The sequence below is a fragment of the Niallia sp. FSL R7-0648 genome, from assembly GCF_038007005.1.
GTDB classification, from domain to species: Bacteria; Bacillota; Bacilli; order Bacillales; family Cytobacillaceae; genus Niallia; species Niallia circulans.
In genome coordinates, this window is record NZ_JBBOWE010000002.1 from 463,531 (window position 1) to 480,394 (window position 16,864).

Here is a 16,864-nt window from a genome sequence, read left to right on the forward strand (position 1 = left end):
CTAAAAAACTTTCCTTTAATACCTAGATCTGTTTATCAAAGCTATGGATGTTGACCTATCTATTAATTCATAAATGATAGATAGGTCAACATAATAACCATATGCCTTTTTAGGAAAGATTCTAATTTATCGCTATTACTCTACAGTAACAGACTCTTCTGTCAGTTCTTCTGCAGTAATAGGTTCAGCATGACGATATCTTGGCATACCAGTACCAGCAGGAACTAATTTACCAATAATTACATTCTCTTTCAATCCTAGTAATTCATCGCGTTTACCTTTAATCGCAGCATCTGTCAGAACTCTTGTAGTTTCTTGGAAAGATGCAGCTGATAAGAATGAATCTGTTTCCAGAGATGCTTTTGTGATACCAAGTAATACTGGTCTTCCTGTTGCAGGAAGTTTTCCTTCTCTTAAAGCTTTTGCGTTTGCATCAGTGAATTGGTGAATATCTAATAGAGTACCTGGTAATACATCTGTCTCACCAGCGTCTACTACTCTGATTTTGCGAAGCATTTGGCGAACCATTACTTCTACGTGTTTATCACCAATTTCTACCCCTTGCATACGATAAACCTTTTGTACTTCACGAAGTAGATATTCTTGTACTGCTGTAACGTTTTTCACTTTAATTAATTCTTTCGGATCAATAGAACCTTCTGTTAATTCCTGCCCTTGCTCTACTACATCATCAACTTTTACTTTAAGCCTTGCTGTATAAGGAGCAGTATATGTTCTAGTTTCTAATTCACCTTGAACAACAATCTCATGTTGACGGTCTCTGCCTTCGTTGATACCAACAACAACCCCTGCCATTTCCGTAATAACCGCTTGCCCTTTTGGATTACGAGCTTCGAATATTTCTTGGATACGAGGTAAACCTTGTGTGATATCGTCTCCAGCAACCCCACCAGTATGGAATGTACGCATTGTTAACTGTGTACCCGGTTCCCCGATAGATTGTGCTGCAATAATACCAACAGCTTCTCCTACTTCCACTTCTTGACCAGTTGCTAGGTTGCGACCATAACATTTTTTACATACACCATGACGAGTATTACATGTAAACGCAGAACGGATCCATACTTCTTCGATATTAGCTTCAACAATTTCTACTGCTAAATCTTCTGTAATAAGTCCGTTTTCTGGAACAATAACTTCATTCGTTTCTGGGTGTTTAATTGATCTTCTTGCATATCTTCCGATTAAACGCTCATCTAGTGATTCGATAATTTCTGTACCTTCTTTAAGCGCAGAAACTAATAATCCTCTGTCCGTACCACAATCATCCTCACGAACAATGACATCTTGTGCTACGTCAACAAGACGACGAGTTAAGTAACCAGAGTCTGCTGTTTTCAGTGCTGTATCGGCAAGACCTTTACGCGCACCATGTGTAGAGATAAAGTACTCTAATACAGTTAAACCTTCACGGAAACTTGAGATAATCGGTAATTCGATGATTCTACCAGCCGGGTTGGCCATCAAACCACGCATACCAGCAAGCTGTGTGAAGTTAGATGCATTACCACGGGCTCCAGAGTCACTCATCATAAAGATTGGATTACGTTTATCTAAAGATTTCATCAGTTTTGCCTGGATAGTATCTTTTGCAGCACTCCAGATAGAAATAACGCGATCATAGCGCTCTTCTTCTGTGATTAATCCACGTCTAAACTGTTTCATTACATTATCTACTTTACTTTGTGCTTCTTCGATAATTTCTTGTTTTTCGCCTAATACTACAATGTCAGCTACACCAACAGTAATACCAGCTTTAGTAGAATGCTTAAATCCTAAGTCTTTCATTCTGTCCAACATCTTAGAAGTTTCCGTTATCTTGAAACGTTTAAATACTTCAGCAATTATATTACCTAAAATTTTCTTTTTGAACGGTTCGATAATTGGCAGCTCCCTAATTGCGGCAGGTACATCTACACCTGGCTCAACAAAGTATCTTTCAGGAGTTTTTTCTTCTAAGTTTGTTTTCGTTGGTTCGTTAATGTACGGGAAAGATTTTGGTAAAATTTCATTGAACACTAACTTACCTACTGTTGTTAATAACAATTGTTTATTCTGTTCTTCTGTAAATGTTTCGTTATTTAAAGAACTAGCACGTACTGCCACACGAGTGTGTAGATGCACGTAACCATTTTGATAAGCTAATAAAGCCTCATTTGTATCATTGAAGATCATACCTTCTCCAACTGCACCTTCACGCTCTAATGTTAGGTAGTAGTTTCCTAATACCATATCTTGTGAAGGAGTAACAACTGGCTTACCATCTTTAGGGTTCAAGATGTTTTGAGCCGCAAGCATAAGTAAACGAGCTTCTGCTTGTGCTTCAGATGATAATGGAACGTGAACCGCCATTTGGTCTCCGTCAAAGTCCGCGTTGTAAGCTGTACATACTAACGGATGAAGACGAATTGCACGGCCTTCTACTAGTGTTGGTTCAAATGCTTGAATACCTAATCTGTGTAAAGTCGGTGCACGGTTAAGTAAAACAGGGTGATCCTTAATAACTTCCTCCAGCACATCCCAAACTTCCGGTTGAAGTCTTTCGATTTTTCTTTTCGCAGATTTGATATTGTGAGCAATACCCTTTTCTACTAACTCTTTCATTACGAAAGGCTTAAATAATTCAATCGCCATTTCTCTAGGCAGACCACATTGATACATCTTTAAGTTCGGACCTACAACAATAACAGAACGACCAGAGTAATCAACACGTTTTCCTAATAAGTTTTGACGGAAACGTCCTTGTTTACCTTTAAGCATATGTGACAATGATTTAAGTGGTCTATTACCAGGACCAGTTACCGGTCGTCCACGACGGCCATTATCAATCAACGCATCTACAGCTTCTTGAAGCATACGTTTTTCGTTTTGCACGATAATGCTTGGTGCACCTAAGTCTAATAATCTTTTCAGACGATTATTACGGTTAATAACACGGCGGTATAAATCATTTAGGTCAGAAGTCGCAAAGCGGCCACCATCTAATTGAACCATCGGGCGCAATTCTGGAGGAATCACTGGAAGTACGTCAAGAATCATCCAAGAAGGCTCATTCCCAGAACCACGGAACGCTTCTAATACTTCTAGTCTTTTAATCGCACGAGTTCTTCTTTGCCCTTGTGCCGTTTTTAATTCTTCCTTTAAAGCATCTACTTCTTTATTTAAATCAATATCTGATAATAACTTCTTAATAGATTCAGCACCCATTGAAGCTTGGAACTTCACACCGTATTTATCACGGTATGCTCTATACTCTTTCTCTGAAAGAAGTTGTTTCTTCTCAAGAGCAGTGTCACCTGGATCTGTTACAACATAAGAAGCAAAGTAAATAACTTCTTCCAGTGCACGTGGAGACATATCTAACACTAGACCCATACGGCTTGGGATTCCTTTGAAATACCAAATATGTGATACTGGAGCCGCTAATTCAATGTGTCCCATACGTTCACGACGAACCTTTGCACGGGTAACTTCTACTCCACAACGGTCACAGACTACTCCTTTGTATCTAACACGCTTGTATTTACCACAGTGACATTCCCAGTCTTTTGTAGGACCAAAAATACGCTCACAGAACAAGCCATCTTTTTCCGGTTTTAAAGTACGATAGTTAATTGTTTCTGGCTTTTTAACTTCACCAAATGACCATGAACGGATTTTATCTGGCGAAGCTAGGCCTATTTTCATATATTCAAAATTATTAACATCCAACAAGGGTCCTACCTCCCTTTCGATCTTCAGGCTTTTGCCTTACTTAAAAACTTCTAAAAACTTATATAATCAAAGACAGGCCGTCACAAAAGGGTCTGACTTCACTTGAATAATCTATTTTAAAAGATATAAAAGGATCTTCTATTTAGATGTCTTCGCAGTGGAGTCTGACCCTTTCGTTTTTAGACAGGCCATGTTCATTACTTTATTATTCTTGCATGCCTACCTTTTCTGACTCAGGCTCTTGTGTTTCGGAAACAATTGTCAGAGATTCAGCTTGATGAATATCATCATCATCGTCTGTGTCTCTCATTTCAATTTCTTCTTCCGTGCTAGATAAGATTTTTACATCTAACCCTAAACTTTGCAACTCTTTCATTAATACGCGGAATGATTCAGGAACTCCAGGTTCTGGAACGTTTTCTCCTTTAACAATAGCTTCATATGTTTTCACACGACCAACAACGTCATCTGATTTAACAGTAAGAATTTCTTGTAAAGTATAAGCAGCTCCATAAGCCTCAAGCGCCCAAACCTCCATCTCTCCAAAACGCTGACCACCGAATTGAGCTTTTCCTCCTAGTGGTTGTTGCGTTACTAAAGAATATGGTCCTGTTGAACGAGCATGTAGCTTATCATCAACCATATGAGCAAGTTTGATCATATACATAACTCCAACGGATACACGGTTATCAAAAGGTTCACCTGAACGTCCGTCATATAGTACTGTTTTCGCATCTTGCGCCATTCCGGCTTCTCTAATTGTTTCCCATACATCTTCCTCACGAGCACCATCGAATACTGGAGATGCAACATGGATATTTAAGCTTCTTGCAGCCATTCCAAGATGCAATTCTAACACCTGACCGATATTCATACGTGATGGTACACCTAGTGGATTTAACATGATATCAACTGGTGTTCCGTCTGGTAAGTATGGCATATCTTCTTCAGGTAGAATTCGGGAGATAACCCCTTTATTACCGTGACGACCTGCCATCTTATCGCCTTCATGGATTTTACGTTTTTGAACAATATATACACGTACTAATTGGTTAACACCTGGTGGTAATTCGTCTCCATCTTCTCTATTGAAGACTTTAACATCGTGGACGATACCGCCGCCACCATGTGGAACACGTAAACTTGTATCACGTACTTCACGTGCTTTTTCACCAAAGATAGCATGTAATAATCGTTCTTCTGCCGTTAATTCAGTTACCCCTTTAGGTGTAACTTTACCAACAAGCAAGTCACCATCTTTTACTTCAGCACCGATGCGAATAATTCCGCGATCATCTAAGTTGCGTAAAGCATCTTCTCCGACATTCGGAATATCACGCGTAATTTCTTCCGGTCCTAATTTTGTATCACGAGATTCTGATTCATATTCTTCAATATGAATAGAAGTATAAACATCATCTTTTACCAAGCGTTCGCTCATGATAATAGCATCCTCGTAGTTGTATCCGTCCCATGTCATAAAGGCAACTAATACGTTACGTCCAAGGGCTAATTCACCAAGTTCCATAGAAGGACCATCAGCTAAAACCTCGCCTTTTGTTACTTTATCACCTACAGCAACAATCGGGCGTTGATTATAACAAGTACCTTGGTTTGAACGAACAAACTTAAGCATTTTATATTTATCAAGATTTCCTTTTACTTCTTGACCATCTACTTCAGAAATACGTCTAACCCACACTTCACGTGCTTCTACATGTTCAACAATACCAGGATGCTTACAGATAACAGCTGCACCTGAGTCTTTTCCTGAAACATATTCCATTCCAGTTCCTACTCTTGGAGCTTCCGGCTGCATTAAAGGTACTGCTTGACGCTGCATGTTCGCACCCATTAAGGCACGGTTAGAGTCATCATTTTCTAAGAATGGGATACACGCTGTCGCAGCAGATACAACCTGCTTTGGAGATACGTCCATATAGTCTACACGATCACGCTTAACAACAACGTTCTCATCACGGAAACGTGCTACAACATCTTCATCTAAGAAGGAACCATCTTCACCTAAACGAGCGTTCGCTTGGGCAACAACATAGTTATCTTGTTCATCAGCTGTTAAATAATCTATTCGCGACGATACTTTACCTGTCTCAGGATCAACACGTCTGTACGGTGTTTCGATAAATCCGAAACGATTTACTTTTGCATAAGAAGATAAGGAGTTAATCAAACCAATGTTTGGCCCCTCAGGTGTTTCAATCGGACACATACGGCCATAGTGAGAATAGTGAACGTCACGAACTTCCATTCCTGCACGCTCTCTTGTTAAACCACCAGGTCCTAACGCAGACAAACGACGTTTGTGTGTTAATTCTGCTAATGGATTTGTTTGGTCCATGAATTGAGAAAGCTGAGAGCTTCCAAAGAATTCTTTGATAGATGCAATAACAGGTCTGATATTAATTAGCTGCTGCGGTGTAATAGTATTCGTGTCTTGAATAGACATTCTTTCGCGAACAACACGCTCCATTCTAGATAAACCAATACGGAATTGGTTTTGCAACAATTCGCCTACAGAACGAAGACGTCTGTTACCTAAATGGTCAATATCATCTGTTAGACCTACTCCATGCAATAAATTAAAGAAATAACTGATAGAAGCAATGATATCTGAAGGAGAGATGTTTTTCACAGCTTCTTCTACATATGCATTACTAATAACATTAATTTCTTTATCCCCTTCATCTAGTGGTGAATAAATTTTCACCGATTGTACAACAACATCATCTTCTAATACTCCGCCATATGGGCTCAGCTTTTTAAAGCCGATATTGTTTTCTAGATTAGGAATAATACGGTCAAGCGCACGGCGATCTAAAAGAGTTCCTTTTTCAGCGATAATCTCGCCAGTTTCAGGATCCACTAATGTTTCTGCTAAACGCTGATTAAATAATCTATTTTTAATATGAAGCTTTTTATTAATTTTATAACGACCTACATTCGCAAGATCGTATCTTTTTGGATCGAAAAATCTTGATACCAATAAACTTTTTGCATTTTCCACAGTAGGTGGTTCTCCCGGACGAAGACGCTCATAAATTTCTAATAGCGCTTTGTCTGTTCCTTCTGTGTTATCTTTTTCTAAAGTGTTACGCAAATACTCATTGTCACCAATCAATTTAATAATCTCTTGATCGGAACCAAATCCTAAAGCGCGTAACAGAACAGTAACAGGAAGTTTACGTGTACGATCAATACGTACATATACTACATCCTTTGCATCTGTTTCATACTCTAGCCATGCTCCACGGTTAGGAATTACTGTAGCAGTAAATCCTTTTTTACCGTTCTTATCAAGTTTTCCATTATAATAAACACTTGGAGAACGTACTAATTGAGAAACGATAACCCGTTCCGCACCATTAATAACAAAAGTACCAGTTTCAGTCATAAGCGGGAAATCACCCATGAATACATCTTGGTCTTTTACTTCTCCTGTTTCTTTATTCACAAGACGAACCTTCACACGCAAAGGTGCAGAATATGTAACATCTCGCTCTTTCGATTCTTCCACTGAATACTTAGGATCTCCTAAGCTATAATCAATGAAATCAAGTGATAAATTGCCAGTAAAATCTTCAATAGGTGAAATGTCCTGGAACATTTCTCGCAATCCCTCATCTAAAAACCATTGATAGGAAGAGGTTTGGATTTCAATAAGATTTGGTAATTCTAAAACCTCACTAATTCGTGCGTAGCTTCTCCGCTGGCGGTGTCGTCCATACTGAACAAGTTGACCTGTCAACTGATTCACCCCTCAAATCAAACGTTATAGTACATCTATTAACATCTTATAAAAAAGGATATTAGACCCATTTTTATAAGACAAAAAGAAAAAGGGTTTTCCAATCAAAAAACCACATTTTCATATTTCTAATATTATTCTGTTAGTTTTTCCTTCTTACACCAATTTTATACAGTAACTTAGATAAAATTGCGAGTTTCAGAAAAATATTATATTGGCATTATACAATGCTATCACAACAAAAAGGACTAGTCAATCTTTTTTGCTTGAATTATAAAATAGCCTTTTTTCTTTTCTACTACGTTTACCTCTTTAAAGAATTCTTCTAATTTTGCAATAGCAGAGGGTGCTCCTTGTTTCTTTTGAATCACAACCCATAATTCCCCATTAGGTACTAAGCAGTCATAGCTTTGCTCAAAAATATCATGAACTACTTTCTTCCCCGCTCTTATTGGCGGATTGGTTAAAATAGAGGCAAATTTTTTTCCCTTTACACGAAGAAGTCGATCACTTTCATAAATACGAACATTTTCAACGCCGTTTTGTCTGGCATTTTCTTCTGCTAATTCAATAGCACGTAAATTAACATCAACCATATGGACCATTCTATTTGGGGAAGTCTTCGCAATAGATAAACCTATCGGGCCATATCCACAACCTACATCTAATATATCTCCATCTAAATCAGGCAAGGTATACGTCTCTATCAATAATCTGGATCCAAAGTCCACTTCCTTTTTAGAAAAGACTCCATTATCTGTTTTAAAACGTATTGTATTACCTTTAAGCGTAAAATTCCAGTAATTTGGATCGCTATTTACATTTTGGGTTCGGGAATAATAATGTTCCGTCATACGAACACCTCCTTAGGAGAATTTATTTAAGGAAGACTACTTGAGGATTGACTACAAAACTTAGATTGTAATCAATAAAAAAGCGCAGACGACTTATCCTAAAGCTATCATATACCAACAGTAGCTTATTTAGAGACTCCTTAGAAGATAATTCTCCCAGCAGTTCATATTTCACTTCTAACTTGGTAAATTGCGGCTAACTTTTCTTAAGTCCTTCTCACTTTCAGGAAAAAAAAGCCCGCTAAAATAGCGAGCTTCTTTTTAACTAACATTACTTAACTTCAACGTTAGCTCCAACTTCTTCAAGTTTAGCTTTGATTTCTTCAGCTTCTTCTTTAGAAGCTCCTTCTTTAACTGCTTTTGGAGTGTTGTCAACAAGTTCTTTTGCTTCTTTAAGACCAAGACCTGTGATTTCACGTACAACTTTGATAACTTTGATTTTTTGATCTCCAGCAGATGCAAGAACTACATCAAACTCAGATTTTTCAGCAGCAGCTTCTCCGCCACCTGCAGCTACAGCTACAGGAGCAGCAGCAGTTACTCCAAATTCTTCTTCAATTGCTTTTACTAAATCGTTTAATTCTAAAACAGTCATATTTTTAACTGCTTCTAAGATTTGTTCTTTAGACATTATATGTTTCCTCCTTGTTTTTTGGGGTTTTATGATACGTTTCCGTATAAAAGATTATGCGCCTTGTTCTTCTTTTTGATCTGCAACTGCTTTTGTAGCAAGAGCAAGGTTGCGGATTGGTGCTTGAAGAACGCTGAGTAACATAGAAAGTAAACCTTCGCGTGATGGAAGTTCAGCTAGAGCTTTTACTTCTTCAACTGTTGCTAAGTTCCCTTCGATTACTCCCGCTTTAATTTCTAATGCTTCATGGTTTTTAGCGAAGTCATTTAGAATTTTTGCTGGTGCAACAACATCCTCATTACTGAACGCAATAGCGTTTGGACCAGTTAAGGATTCGTTTAAACCTGCTAATTCAACAGATTCTGCAGCACGGCGAGTTAAAGAGTTTTTGAAAACTTTAAACTCGATTCCTGCATCACGAAGTTGTTTACGAAGTTCAGTTACTTCTGAAACAGTCAAACCACGGTAGTCAACAACGATAGTTGATTTACTTGCTTTGAATTTCTCCGCAATATCAGATACTATTTGTTTCTTTTGTTCGATTACGCTGCTCATCTTTACACCTCCTGTAGAATTTCTACATTCATACCGACAAATAAAATCCTCCATATCTTTCAGACATGGAGGTGTATACAATAGTCGTTCTCACAACTGATCAAATAATCTATCGTATTACCTCGGCAGGGAATTAAGCTAAAAAATTAGCACCTACTGTCTACGGTACAAATGTTATTTATTTTTTCAACAAGATGAAGTATATGCTATCCATCTTATTTTGTCAAATACCAATTTTTATCAAACAGTAGATGGATCTACTTTTACGCCAGGTCCCATTGTTGAAGTAACAGATACGTTCTTCATGTAAGTACCTTTTGCAGCAGCTGGTTTTGCTTTTGACATTGTATCAAAGATAGTTTTGAAGTTCTCAACTAGTTTAGTTTCATCGAAAGAAACTTTACCGATTGGAACATGTACGTTACCAGCTTTGTCTACACGGTATTCTACTTTACCAGCTTTGATTTCGTTAACTGCTTTTGTTACATCAAATGTAACTGTACCAGTTTTAGGGTTTGGCATTAAACCTTTAGGTCCTAATACACGACCAAGTTTACCAACTTCACCCATCATATCTGGAGTTGCAACGATTACGTCAAAATCAAACCAACCTTGTTGGATTTTATTTATATATTCAGCATCGCCTACATAGTCTGCACCTGCTGCTTCTGCTTCTTTTAATTTTTCACCTTTAGCGAAAACTAAAACGCGTTGAGTTTTACCAGTACCGTTTGGAAGAACTACTGCTCCACGGATTTGTTGGTCTGCTTTCTTAGGGTCTACTCCTAGACGGAAAGCAACTTCAACTGATGCATCAAATTTTGTAGTGCTAGTTTTTTTCACTAACTCAATTGCTTCTTGAATTGGGTAAGCTTTAGTACGATCAACAAGTTTGATAGCTTCTAAATACTTCTTACCTTTTTTAGCCATAACTATATTTCCTCCTTGAATTGTGGTTTTAGCGGAATTACCTCCCACGAATAAAGGTTGCGACTAAAGATTCACCGTCGTCACAACCTTAATCAACACTAACCATATATAGGTTTAGTCTTCAATAACAATACCCATGCTGCGGGCAGTACCTTCAACCATGCGCATAGCAGATTCAACACTAGCTGCATTTAAATCAGGCATTTTTGTTTCAGCAATCTCGCGTACTTTATCACGCTTAACAGTTGCTACTTTATTACGATTTGGTTCACCAGAACCAGACTCGATACCAGCTGCTTTTTTAAGTAAAACTGCAGCAGGTGGAGTTTTTGTAATAAATGTAAATGAACGGTCTTCGAAAACCGTAATCTCAACAGGAATGATTAAACCAGCTTGTTCAGCTGTACGAGCGTTAAACTCCTTACAGAATCCCATAATATTTACGCCAGCTTGACCCAATGCAGGACCAACTGGTGGTGCCGGATTCGCTTTAGCTGCTGGGATTTGCAATTTAACAACTTTAATTACTTTTTTAGCCACGAGACACACCTCCTTAAAGTCCGTGATGTGGTAATAGGGGTTTCCCCTCCCACTCAACTTATCGTCTTTATATGAAATAAAGAAATTTGACAATATCTTATCTCTTTATGAGATATACTGACCTATGAAATAGTAACACTTTTTCAATACCATTTCAAGTTTTCTAGTTAAAATTTTTCAATTTGTGTAAAATCGAGCTCTACAGGAGTATCTCTACCAAACATATTTACTAGTACTTTAACCTTTGCTTTATCCTTATCAATTTCCTCAACTGTACCAGTGAAATTAGCAAATGGACCTTCATTTACTTTTACTGTTTCTCCTAATTCAAACTCAATTTCAATTCTTTGTTCTTCTACGCCCATTCTTTTCAGAATTACTTGGACTTCTTCTGGTAAAAGCGGCGTTGGTTTTGATCCAGACCCAGCGGAACCAACGAATCCAGTTACACCAGGGGTATTACGTACGACATACCAAGAATCATCGGTCATAACAATTTCTACCAACACATAACCTGGGAATACTTTTCTTTTTACTACTTTTGTTTTACCGTTTCTGATATCTGTTTCTTCTTCTTCAGGTACAACCACGCGAAAAATTTTATCTTGCATCGCCATTGTTTCTACCCGTTTTTCTAAATTAGCTTTCACCTTATTCTCATATCCAGAGTACGTATGCACTACATACCAGTTTTTTTCCATAAAAGAGGACTACTTCGTCCGTCCCTCCCTGCAACATTATTTTTTTCGTGCTGTTTTTTATAGTATCTGTAAGGAACAAGTCATTTATTTTTCAGCAAATGAAAAAACCCGTTACCGGGCTTTTGTAAATGTTTCCTATCGTTTTACCATTATACCATGAGTAGACAACTGTTATTCAAGTATTAAACGAATAAGTTCGGAAATTCCTAAATCAACAACAGCAAAGAAGATAGCAAAAAAGACAACTGTCACAAGGACTGTGAGTGTATAATTAGTTAACTCCTTTTTTTTCGGCCAGCTAACTTTCTTTAATTCTCTACCAACTTCACGAAAATACTTAACAGCACTTTGCATTTTTGTTACCTCCATCTTTAAGAGCGGGCATTATCCAAAATCATTATTTTGTTTCTTTATGAACAGTATGAGCATTACAATTTTGACAAAATTTCTTTACTTCTAAACGTTCTGTACCATTGTTACTCACAGTAGAATAATTTCTTGACCCACATTTTTCACATGCTAATACAATCTTTTTTCTCATTCGACCTACACCTACTACGTCCTTTATATCTTCTCAAACTGTATCATGGACAGGCGTAAGATGTCAATATCAGTAAATATTTGCTATTTCAACCTTTTACGCTTATAGCGAGAATTCTCTTATTTCTAAATACCGCTCCAATTTTCTTTTCACCCGCTGAAGGGCATTATCAATAGACTTCACATGCCTATTCAATTCCTCAGAAATTTCTTGATAGGATTGACCATCAAGATATAGAGACAATACTTTTCTTTCTAAATCACTCAATAATTCAGACATTTTGATCTCAATGTGATCATATTCTTCCTGATTAATGATCAATTCTTCTGGATCAAGAACCTTTGCTCCAGAGATAATATCCATTAACGTTCGATCAGATTCTTCATCGTAAATGGGCTTGTCCAAAGAGACATAAGAATTTAAAGGAATATGCTTCTGCCTAGTGGCCGTTTTGATCGCAGTAATGATTTGTCTTGTTATACACAATTCAGCAAATGCCTTAAAGGAAGAAAGCTTGTCCTCTTTAAAATCGCGTATTGCCTTATAAAGGCCGATCATTCCCTCTTGCACAATATCTTCTTTGTCCGCTCCGATTAAGAAATAGGATCTGGCTTTAGCTCGCACAAAGTTACGATACTTTTGAATTAAATAATCCAAAGCATCACTTTCCCCTTGATGCACCAATTCCACCAACACTTCATCTTCAAGTTCCATATAATTTCCAATATACTTGTTACTCTTAGTCCAGCTGTCAGTACTCATACAGATCCCCCCGACCGTGCAATCATGGATAAATCCATTATACTCTAGCCTTTTTTTGAGCGTCAACAACTCATTTCTCTCCACGTCGCCATTTTTCGAAAATTTCTTCCACTTCTCTTGAAAGCGGAATCTTTGCAGCTGGTTTTTTTTCTTTAATTTTTTTTACTTTCTTTCCGATTTCCTGTTCCATCCCAGCCATTTCTAACAATAATTCGCGCGCTGATTTCCGCAGGGCACCTTGTCCAAAAATAGCCCATTGCTCTGTAAAATCTGAAGTTGCAACATGAATTTGTGTTTTTCTGTTATTTAGTTCAATAGCTAGTTTTTCGATACGCTCGTCAGCCGTTTCATTTTCACGGGTAAAAATGACTTCCACCTTGTAATCTTTATATTTTTTCTCTGTGCCTTTTACATAGTATGCATCAAAAACAACCATTACTCTGTATCCGGAATAGCCCTGATATTCTGCCATTTTCGCTACTAAAGCATCTCTTGCTGCTGCAAGGTCTCTATTCTTTAGTGCATTTAATTCTGGCCAAGCACCAATAATGTTATAGCCGTCAACAATAAGAATGTCCATTATTATCCCTCAAGCGGATGGCGTTTCCGATATACCTCATACATTAAAAGTGCCGCTGCAACAGAAGCATTTAAAGACGTAACAGCTCCAGCCATTGGTAAATGAATAAGAAAATCGCATTTTTCCTTAATCAATCTTCCCATGCCTTTTCCTTCACTGCCAATCACTAATCCTAATGGTATCGTTCCATCAAATTTGCGATAATCTTCACTTCCTTTTGCATCCGTTCCTGCAATCCATATTCCTCTCGTTTTAAGTTCCTCTATCGTCCTTGCCATATTTGTTACTCGTGCAACGGGAATATGCTCGATAGCACCAGTAGATGCCTTTGCAACTGTAGCTGTTAACCCAACCGCTCTTCTCCGTGGAATAATAATTCCATGAGCACCCACCGCATCAGCCGTTCGCATGATGGATCCTAAGTTATGAGGATCCTCAATTTCATCAAGCAACAAGAAAAAAGGCGTTTCCTGCTTCTTTTCTGCTAGTGCAAATAAATCATCTATTTCAGCATATTGATAAGCAGCAACTTGTGCTACTACACCTTGGTGATTTGCGTCTACTAAGCTATCCAATTTCTTTTTAGGAACAAACTGAACAAGCACATTTGCTTGTTTAGCTAAACCAATTACTGTTTGCATTTGACCTTTTTGGGAACCTTCCGCAATAAGTATTTTATTTACATCTCTTTCTGATTTTAACGCTTCAATAACAGCATTTTTTCCAACAATAAAGTCACTTGACACTTTTGCTCCTCCTATTTGCTTTCAATGATAGAAAAAGCAGCTTTGATTATTTCCTCAAGACGCTCTTCTCGCTTCGCTAAATATAAATAACCCAAAACCGCTTCAAAACCAGTACTATATCGGTAGGTTTGCACATCGGTATTTTTAGGAATTGTGCCTGATTTCGCATTTCGCCCTCGCTTTAATACCGCAATCTCTTCTTCAGAGAAAAATCCTTTTTCCAAAAGACCATGCACTACCTTTGCCTGTCCCTTCGCTGAAACATATTTTGTCGCTTCTCGATGAAGTTGATTAGGCTTCACCTTTCCGCTATACAATAAATGCCTTCTTACATATATTTCAAGAACAGCATCGCCCATATAAGCAAGGGCAAGGCTGTTCAATTGTTTTTCATCTACTTTTTTATCATAGAGGAGCATCTTTTACCCTCTTTTCCATCGTATACCTTGTGCGGTGTCTTCTAAAATGATGTTCATTGCTTTTAATTGATCCCTAATTTGATCGGCAAGCACAAAATCCCTATCCTTTCTTGCTTGCGTTCTTTTTTCTATTAGCGCCTCGATTTCATCATCTAATAATTCCTCATTCGCAGATAAAGATAAACCAAGCACTGCAAATAATTCTTCAAACTCATTCATAAAAGCATGAATAACAGCAGGAGAGGTGGTTTTTTCAAGCAGGTAATAATTTGCTTGCTTCGATAGTTCAAAAAGAACAGAAATACCATTCGCTGTGTTAAAATCATCATCCATACTATCAACAAATTGTTTTCGAAGATCGGTAATTTTTGCAATCCATTCCTCATTTGTATCTGTAAGATCCGTACTCGCGATACTGCGATGTTTTAAATTTTCATAAGATGTTCTGATTCTCTCTAACCCTGCTCTCGTATTTTCCAATACTTCTTCGCTATAATTAATTGGATTACGGTAATGCACAGAAAGCATAAAGAATCTTAACACTTGTGGATCATGAATCTTAATAATATCGTTTACAGTAATAAAATTCCCTAATGATTTAGACATCTTTTCATTATCAATATTAATATAACCATTATGCATCCAATAATTAGCAAAGGTCTTACCTGTTAATGCTTCAGACTGAGCAATTTCATTCTCATGATGTGGAAATGCTAAGTCCTGCCCACCTGCATGGATATCAATTGTATCACCTAAATATTTGCGCACCATCGCAGAGCATTCAATATGCCAGCCTGGACGCCCTTTCCCCCAAGGACTCTCCCAGAAAATCTCGCCATCTTTTGCCTTCTTCCATAGGGCAAAATCTAATGAATCTTGTTTCTTCTCCCCAACTGCAATTCTTGCACCTGAGCGAAGTTCATCAATAGATTGATGAGAAAGCTTTCCATATCCATCAAAAGCTCTAGTGTGATAATACACGTCACCATCTGACTCATAAGCAAACCCTTTATCTATTAATGCTGCAATAAAATCGATAATAATATCCATATTTTCTGTTACACGCGGATGAGAATCAGCCTTTTTGCAGCCTAACGCGGAAACATCTTCAAAATATGCGTCAATAAAGCGGTCAGCGATAACCGGCACCGTTTCTCCTAGCTCATTGGCCGCTTTTATTAACTTATCATCTACATCGGTAAAATTAGATACGAATTGTACATCGTATCCACGAAACTCTAGATAACGGCGCACAGTATCAAAGACAATTGCTGGGCGAGCATTTCCAATATGGATATAGTTATAGACAGTTGGTCCACATACATACATTTTTACCTTTCCCTCTTCTAGCGGAACAAAATCCTCCTTTGCTCGTGTTAATGTGTTATATATTTGAATAGGCATTACTTATAACTCCTTTCTTCCTGTAATTCTTTTAGTTGTTCTCTTAAATAGCTAATTTCCAATTCCATTTCTTTCAGTCGATCTGCAATCGGATCTGGTAAATCACAATGATTTAAGTCTTTCTTTATTTTAATACCATCTTGTACTTTAACTCTTCCTGGAATACCTACTACAGTCGAATTTGCAGGAACATCTTTTAATACAACTGATCCTGCACCAATTTTGGCATTTTCCCCAATTACAATAGATCCTAATACTTTTGCACCAGAGGCAATAAGAGCATTATCTTTAACGGTTGGATGCCTTTTTCCTTTTTCTTTTCCCGTTCCCCCAAGCGTTACTCCCTGAAAAATAGTGACATTATCCCCTATCTCACAGGTTTCCCCTATCACCACACCCATACCATGATCAATGAATAGACGATTGCCGATCTTTGCTCCTGGATGTATTTCCACCCCTGTCATAAAGCGGCTAAATTGCGAGATAACTCTTGCTAAGAAAAAACGATTGTGTCTAAAAAAGAAATGAGCAATTCTGTGAAACCATATAGCATGCAACCCAGAATAAGTTAAAATAACTTCTATCGAGCTCCTTGCAGCAGGATCTTGTTCAAACACTACAGCAATATCCTCTTTCATGCGCCGAAACATACAAATCTCCCCCCCTGTTTTGCAACTCCAATGCTGCTTTCTAGCAATCA

At 37.8% G+C, this 16,864-nt stretch carries 16 protein-coding genes and 1 other annotated feature; all 16 genes read right to left on the bottom strand.

Annotated elements, in window-relative coordinates:
* Nucleotides 1–135: 135 nt before the first annotated feature.
* Nucleotides 136–3,735 carry a DNA-directed RNA polymerase subunit beta' gene (rpoC, locus tag NSQ89_RS22340; protein ID WP_341133319.1) on the bottom strand — a complete coding sequence of 1,200 codons (3,600 nt, stop codon included), beginning with the start codon at nt 3,733–3,735 and terminating at the stop codon, nt 136–138.
* Between the two features lie 205 nt (nt 3,736–3,940).
* Entirely contained in the window at nt 3,941–7,501 is a 3,561-nt protein-coding gene (gene rpoB / locus NSQ89_RS22345) for a DNA-directed RNA polymerase subunit beta (protein WP_341133320.1), read from the bottom strand.
* A 248-nt stretch (nt 7,502–7,749) separates the two neighbouring features.
* Complete coding sequence (locus NSQ89_RS22350) at nt 7,750–8,355, bottom strand: class I SAM-dependent methyltransferase (protein WP_047943708.1); 606 nt, start codon at nt 8,353–8,355, stop codon at nt 7,750–7,752.
* 271 nt (nt 8,356–8,626) lie between these two features.
* Nucleotides 8,627–8,986 (bottom strand): 50S ribosomal protein L7/L12, encoded by a 360-nt coding sequence (gene rplL, locus NSQ89_RS22355; protein ID WP_047943707.1) that lies wholly within the window; start codon nt 8,984–8,986, stop codon nt 8,627–8,629.
* A gap of 54 nt (nt 8,987–9,040) precedes the next feature.
* Entirely contained in the window at nt 9,041–9,541 is a 501-nt protein-coding gene (rplJ, locus tag NSQ89_RS22360) for a 50S ribosomal protein L10 (protein WP_047943706.1), read from the bottom strand.
* A gap of 32 nt (nt 9,542–9,573) precedes the next feature.
* Nucleotides 9,574–9,725: a sequence feature (ribosomal protein L10 leader region), on the bottom strand.
* A gap of 56 nt (nt 9,726–9,781) precedes the next feature.
* Nucleotides 9,782–10,471 carry a 50S ribosomal protein L1 gene (gene rplA, locus NSQ89_RS22365; RefSeq protein ID WP_047943705.1) on the bottom strand — a complete coding sequence of 230 codons (690 nt, stop codon included), beginning with the start codon at nt 10,469–10,471 and terminating at the stop codon, nt 9,782–9,784.
* A 114-nt stretch (nt 10,472–10,585) separates the two neighbouring features.
* A complete protein-coding gene (rplK, locus tag NSQ89_RS22370; RefSeq protein ID WP_031537888.1) occupies nt 10,586–11,011 on the bottom strand; it encodes a 50S ribosomal protein L11 in 426 nt (141 codons plus the stop codon).
* 167 nt (nt 11,012–11,178) lie between these two features.
* Nucleotides 11,179–11,712 carry a transcription termination/antitermination protein NusG gene (nusG, locus tag NSQ89_RS22375; RefSeq protein WP_016204544.1) on the bottom strand — a complete coding sequence of 178 codons (534 nt, stop codon included), beginning with the start codon at nt 11,710–11,712 and terminating at the stop codon, nt 11,179–11,181.
* Between the two features lie 171 nt (nt 11,713–11,883).
* Nucleotides 11,884–12,066 carry a preprotein translocase subunit SecE gene (gene secE / locus NSQ89_RS22380; protein ID WP_047943704.1) on the bottom strand — a complete coding sequence of 61 codons (183 nt, stop codon included), beginning with the start codon at nt 12,064–12,066 and terminating at the stop codon, nt 11,884–11,886.
* Between the two features lie 43 nt (nt 12,067–12,109).
* Nucleotides 12,110–12,253, bottom strand: coding sequence for a 50S ribosomal protein L33 (gene rpmG / locus NSQ89_RS22385; protein WP_047943703.1), 144 nt, complete (start codon nt 12,251–12,253; stop codon nt 12,110–12,112).
* 102 nt (nt 12,254–12,355) lie between these two features.
* Complete coding sequence (sigH, locus tag NSQ89_RS22390; protein WP_047943702.1) at nt 12,356–13,015, bottom strand: RNA polymerase sporulation sigma factor SigH; 660 nt, start codon at nt 13,013–13,015, stop codon at nt 12,356–12,358.
* Between the two features lie 70 nt (nt 13,016–13,085).
* The gene (locus NSQ89_RS22395) at nt 13,086–13,595 is read right to left on the bottom strand and encodes an NYN domain-containing protein (protein ID WP_061800915.1); all 510 of its coding nucleotides are present in this window, start codon (nt 13,593–13,595) and stop codon (nt 13,086–13,088) included.
* 2 nt (nt 13,596–13,597) lie between these two features.
* Nucleotides 13,598–14,341 carry a 23S rRNA (guanosine(2251)-2'-O)-methyltransferase RlmB gene (gene rlmB, locus NSQ89_RS22400; RefSeq protein WP_047943700.1) on the bottom strand — a complete coding sequence of 248 codons (744 nt, stop codon included), beginning with the start codon at nt 14,339–14,341 and terminating at the stop codon, nt 13,598–13,600.
* Between the two features lie 11 nt (nt 14,342–14,352).
* The gene (locus tag NSQ89_RS22405; protein WP_047943699.1) at nt 14,353–14,760 is read right to left on the bottom strand and encodes a Mini-ribonuclease 3; all 408 of its coding nucleotides are present in this window, start codon (nt 14,758–14,760) and stop codon (nt 14,353–14,355) included.
* A 3-nt stretch (nt 14,761–14,763) separates the two neighbouring features.
* Nucleotides 14,764–16,164 (bottom strand): cysteine--tRNA ligase, encoded by a 1,401-nt coding sequence (cysS, locus tag NSQ89_RS22410; protein WP_095259478.1) that lies wholly within the window; start codon nt 16,162–16,164, stop codon nt 14,764–14,766.
* Nucleotides 16,164–16,814, bottom strand: a complete 651-nt coding sequence (gene cysE / locus NSQ89_RS22415) for a serine O-acetyltransferase (RefSeq protein ID WP_047943697.1) — start codon at nt 16,812–16,814, stop codon at nt 16,164–16,166. The genes cysS and cysE overlap by 1 nt, the downstream gene beginning before the upstream one ends.
* Nucleotides 16,815–16,864: the final 50 nt, after the last annotated feature.

Bases quoted from the DNA above. Each gene is read 5' to 3' on its own strand.
- NSQ89_RS22350 (WP_047943708.1), bottom strand. From the start codon at position 8,355: ATGACGGAACATTATTATTCCCGAACCCAAAATGTAAATAGCGATCCA.
- rplL (WP_047943707.1), bottom strand. From the start codon at position 8,986: ATGTCTAAAGAACAAATCTTAGAAGCAGTTAAAAATATGACTGTTTTA.
- rplJ (WP_047943706.1), bottom strand. From the start codon at position 9,541: ATGAGCAGCGTAATCGAACAAAAGAAACAAATAGTATCTGATATTGCG.
- rplA (WP_047943705.1), bottom strand. From the start codon at position 10,471: ATGGCTAAAAAAGGTAAGAAGTATTTAGAAGCTATCAAACTTGTTGAT.
- nusG (WP_016204544.1), bottom strand. From the start codon at position 11,712: ATGGAAAAAAACTGGTATGTAGTGCATACGTACTCTGGATATGAGAAT.
- secE (WP_047943704.1), bottom strand. From the start codon at position 12,066: ATGCAAAGTGCTGTTAAGTATTTTCGTGAAGTTGGTAGAGAATTAAAG.
- rpmG (WP_047943703.1), bottom strand. From the start codon at position 12,253: ATGAGAAAAAAGATTGTATTAGCATGTGAAAAATGTGGGTCAAGAAAT.
- sigH (WP_047943702.1), bottom strand. From the start codon at position 13,015: ATGAGTACTGACAGCTGGACTAAGAGTAACAAGTATATTGGAAATTAT.
- NSQ89_RS22395 (WP_061800915.1), bottom strand. From the start codon at position 13,595: ATGGACATTCTTATTGTTGACGGCTATAACATTATTGGTGCTTGGCCA.
- NSQ89_RS22405 (WP_047943699.1), bottom strand. From the start codon at position 14,760: ATGCTCCTCTATGATAAAAAAGTAGATGAAAAACAATTGAACAGCCTT.
- cysS (WP_095259478.1), bottom strand. From the start codon at position 16,164: ATGCCTATTCAAATATATAACACATTAACACGAGCAAAGGAGGATTTT.
- cysE (WP_047943697.1), bottom strand. From the start codon at position 16,814: ATGTTTCGGCGCATGAAAGAGGATATTGCTGTAGTGTTTGAACAAGAT.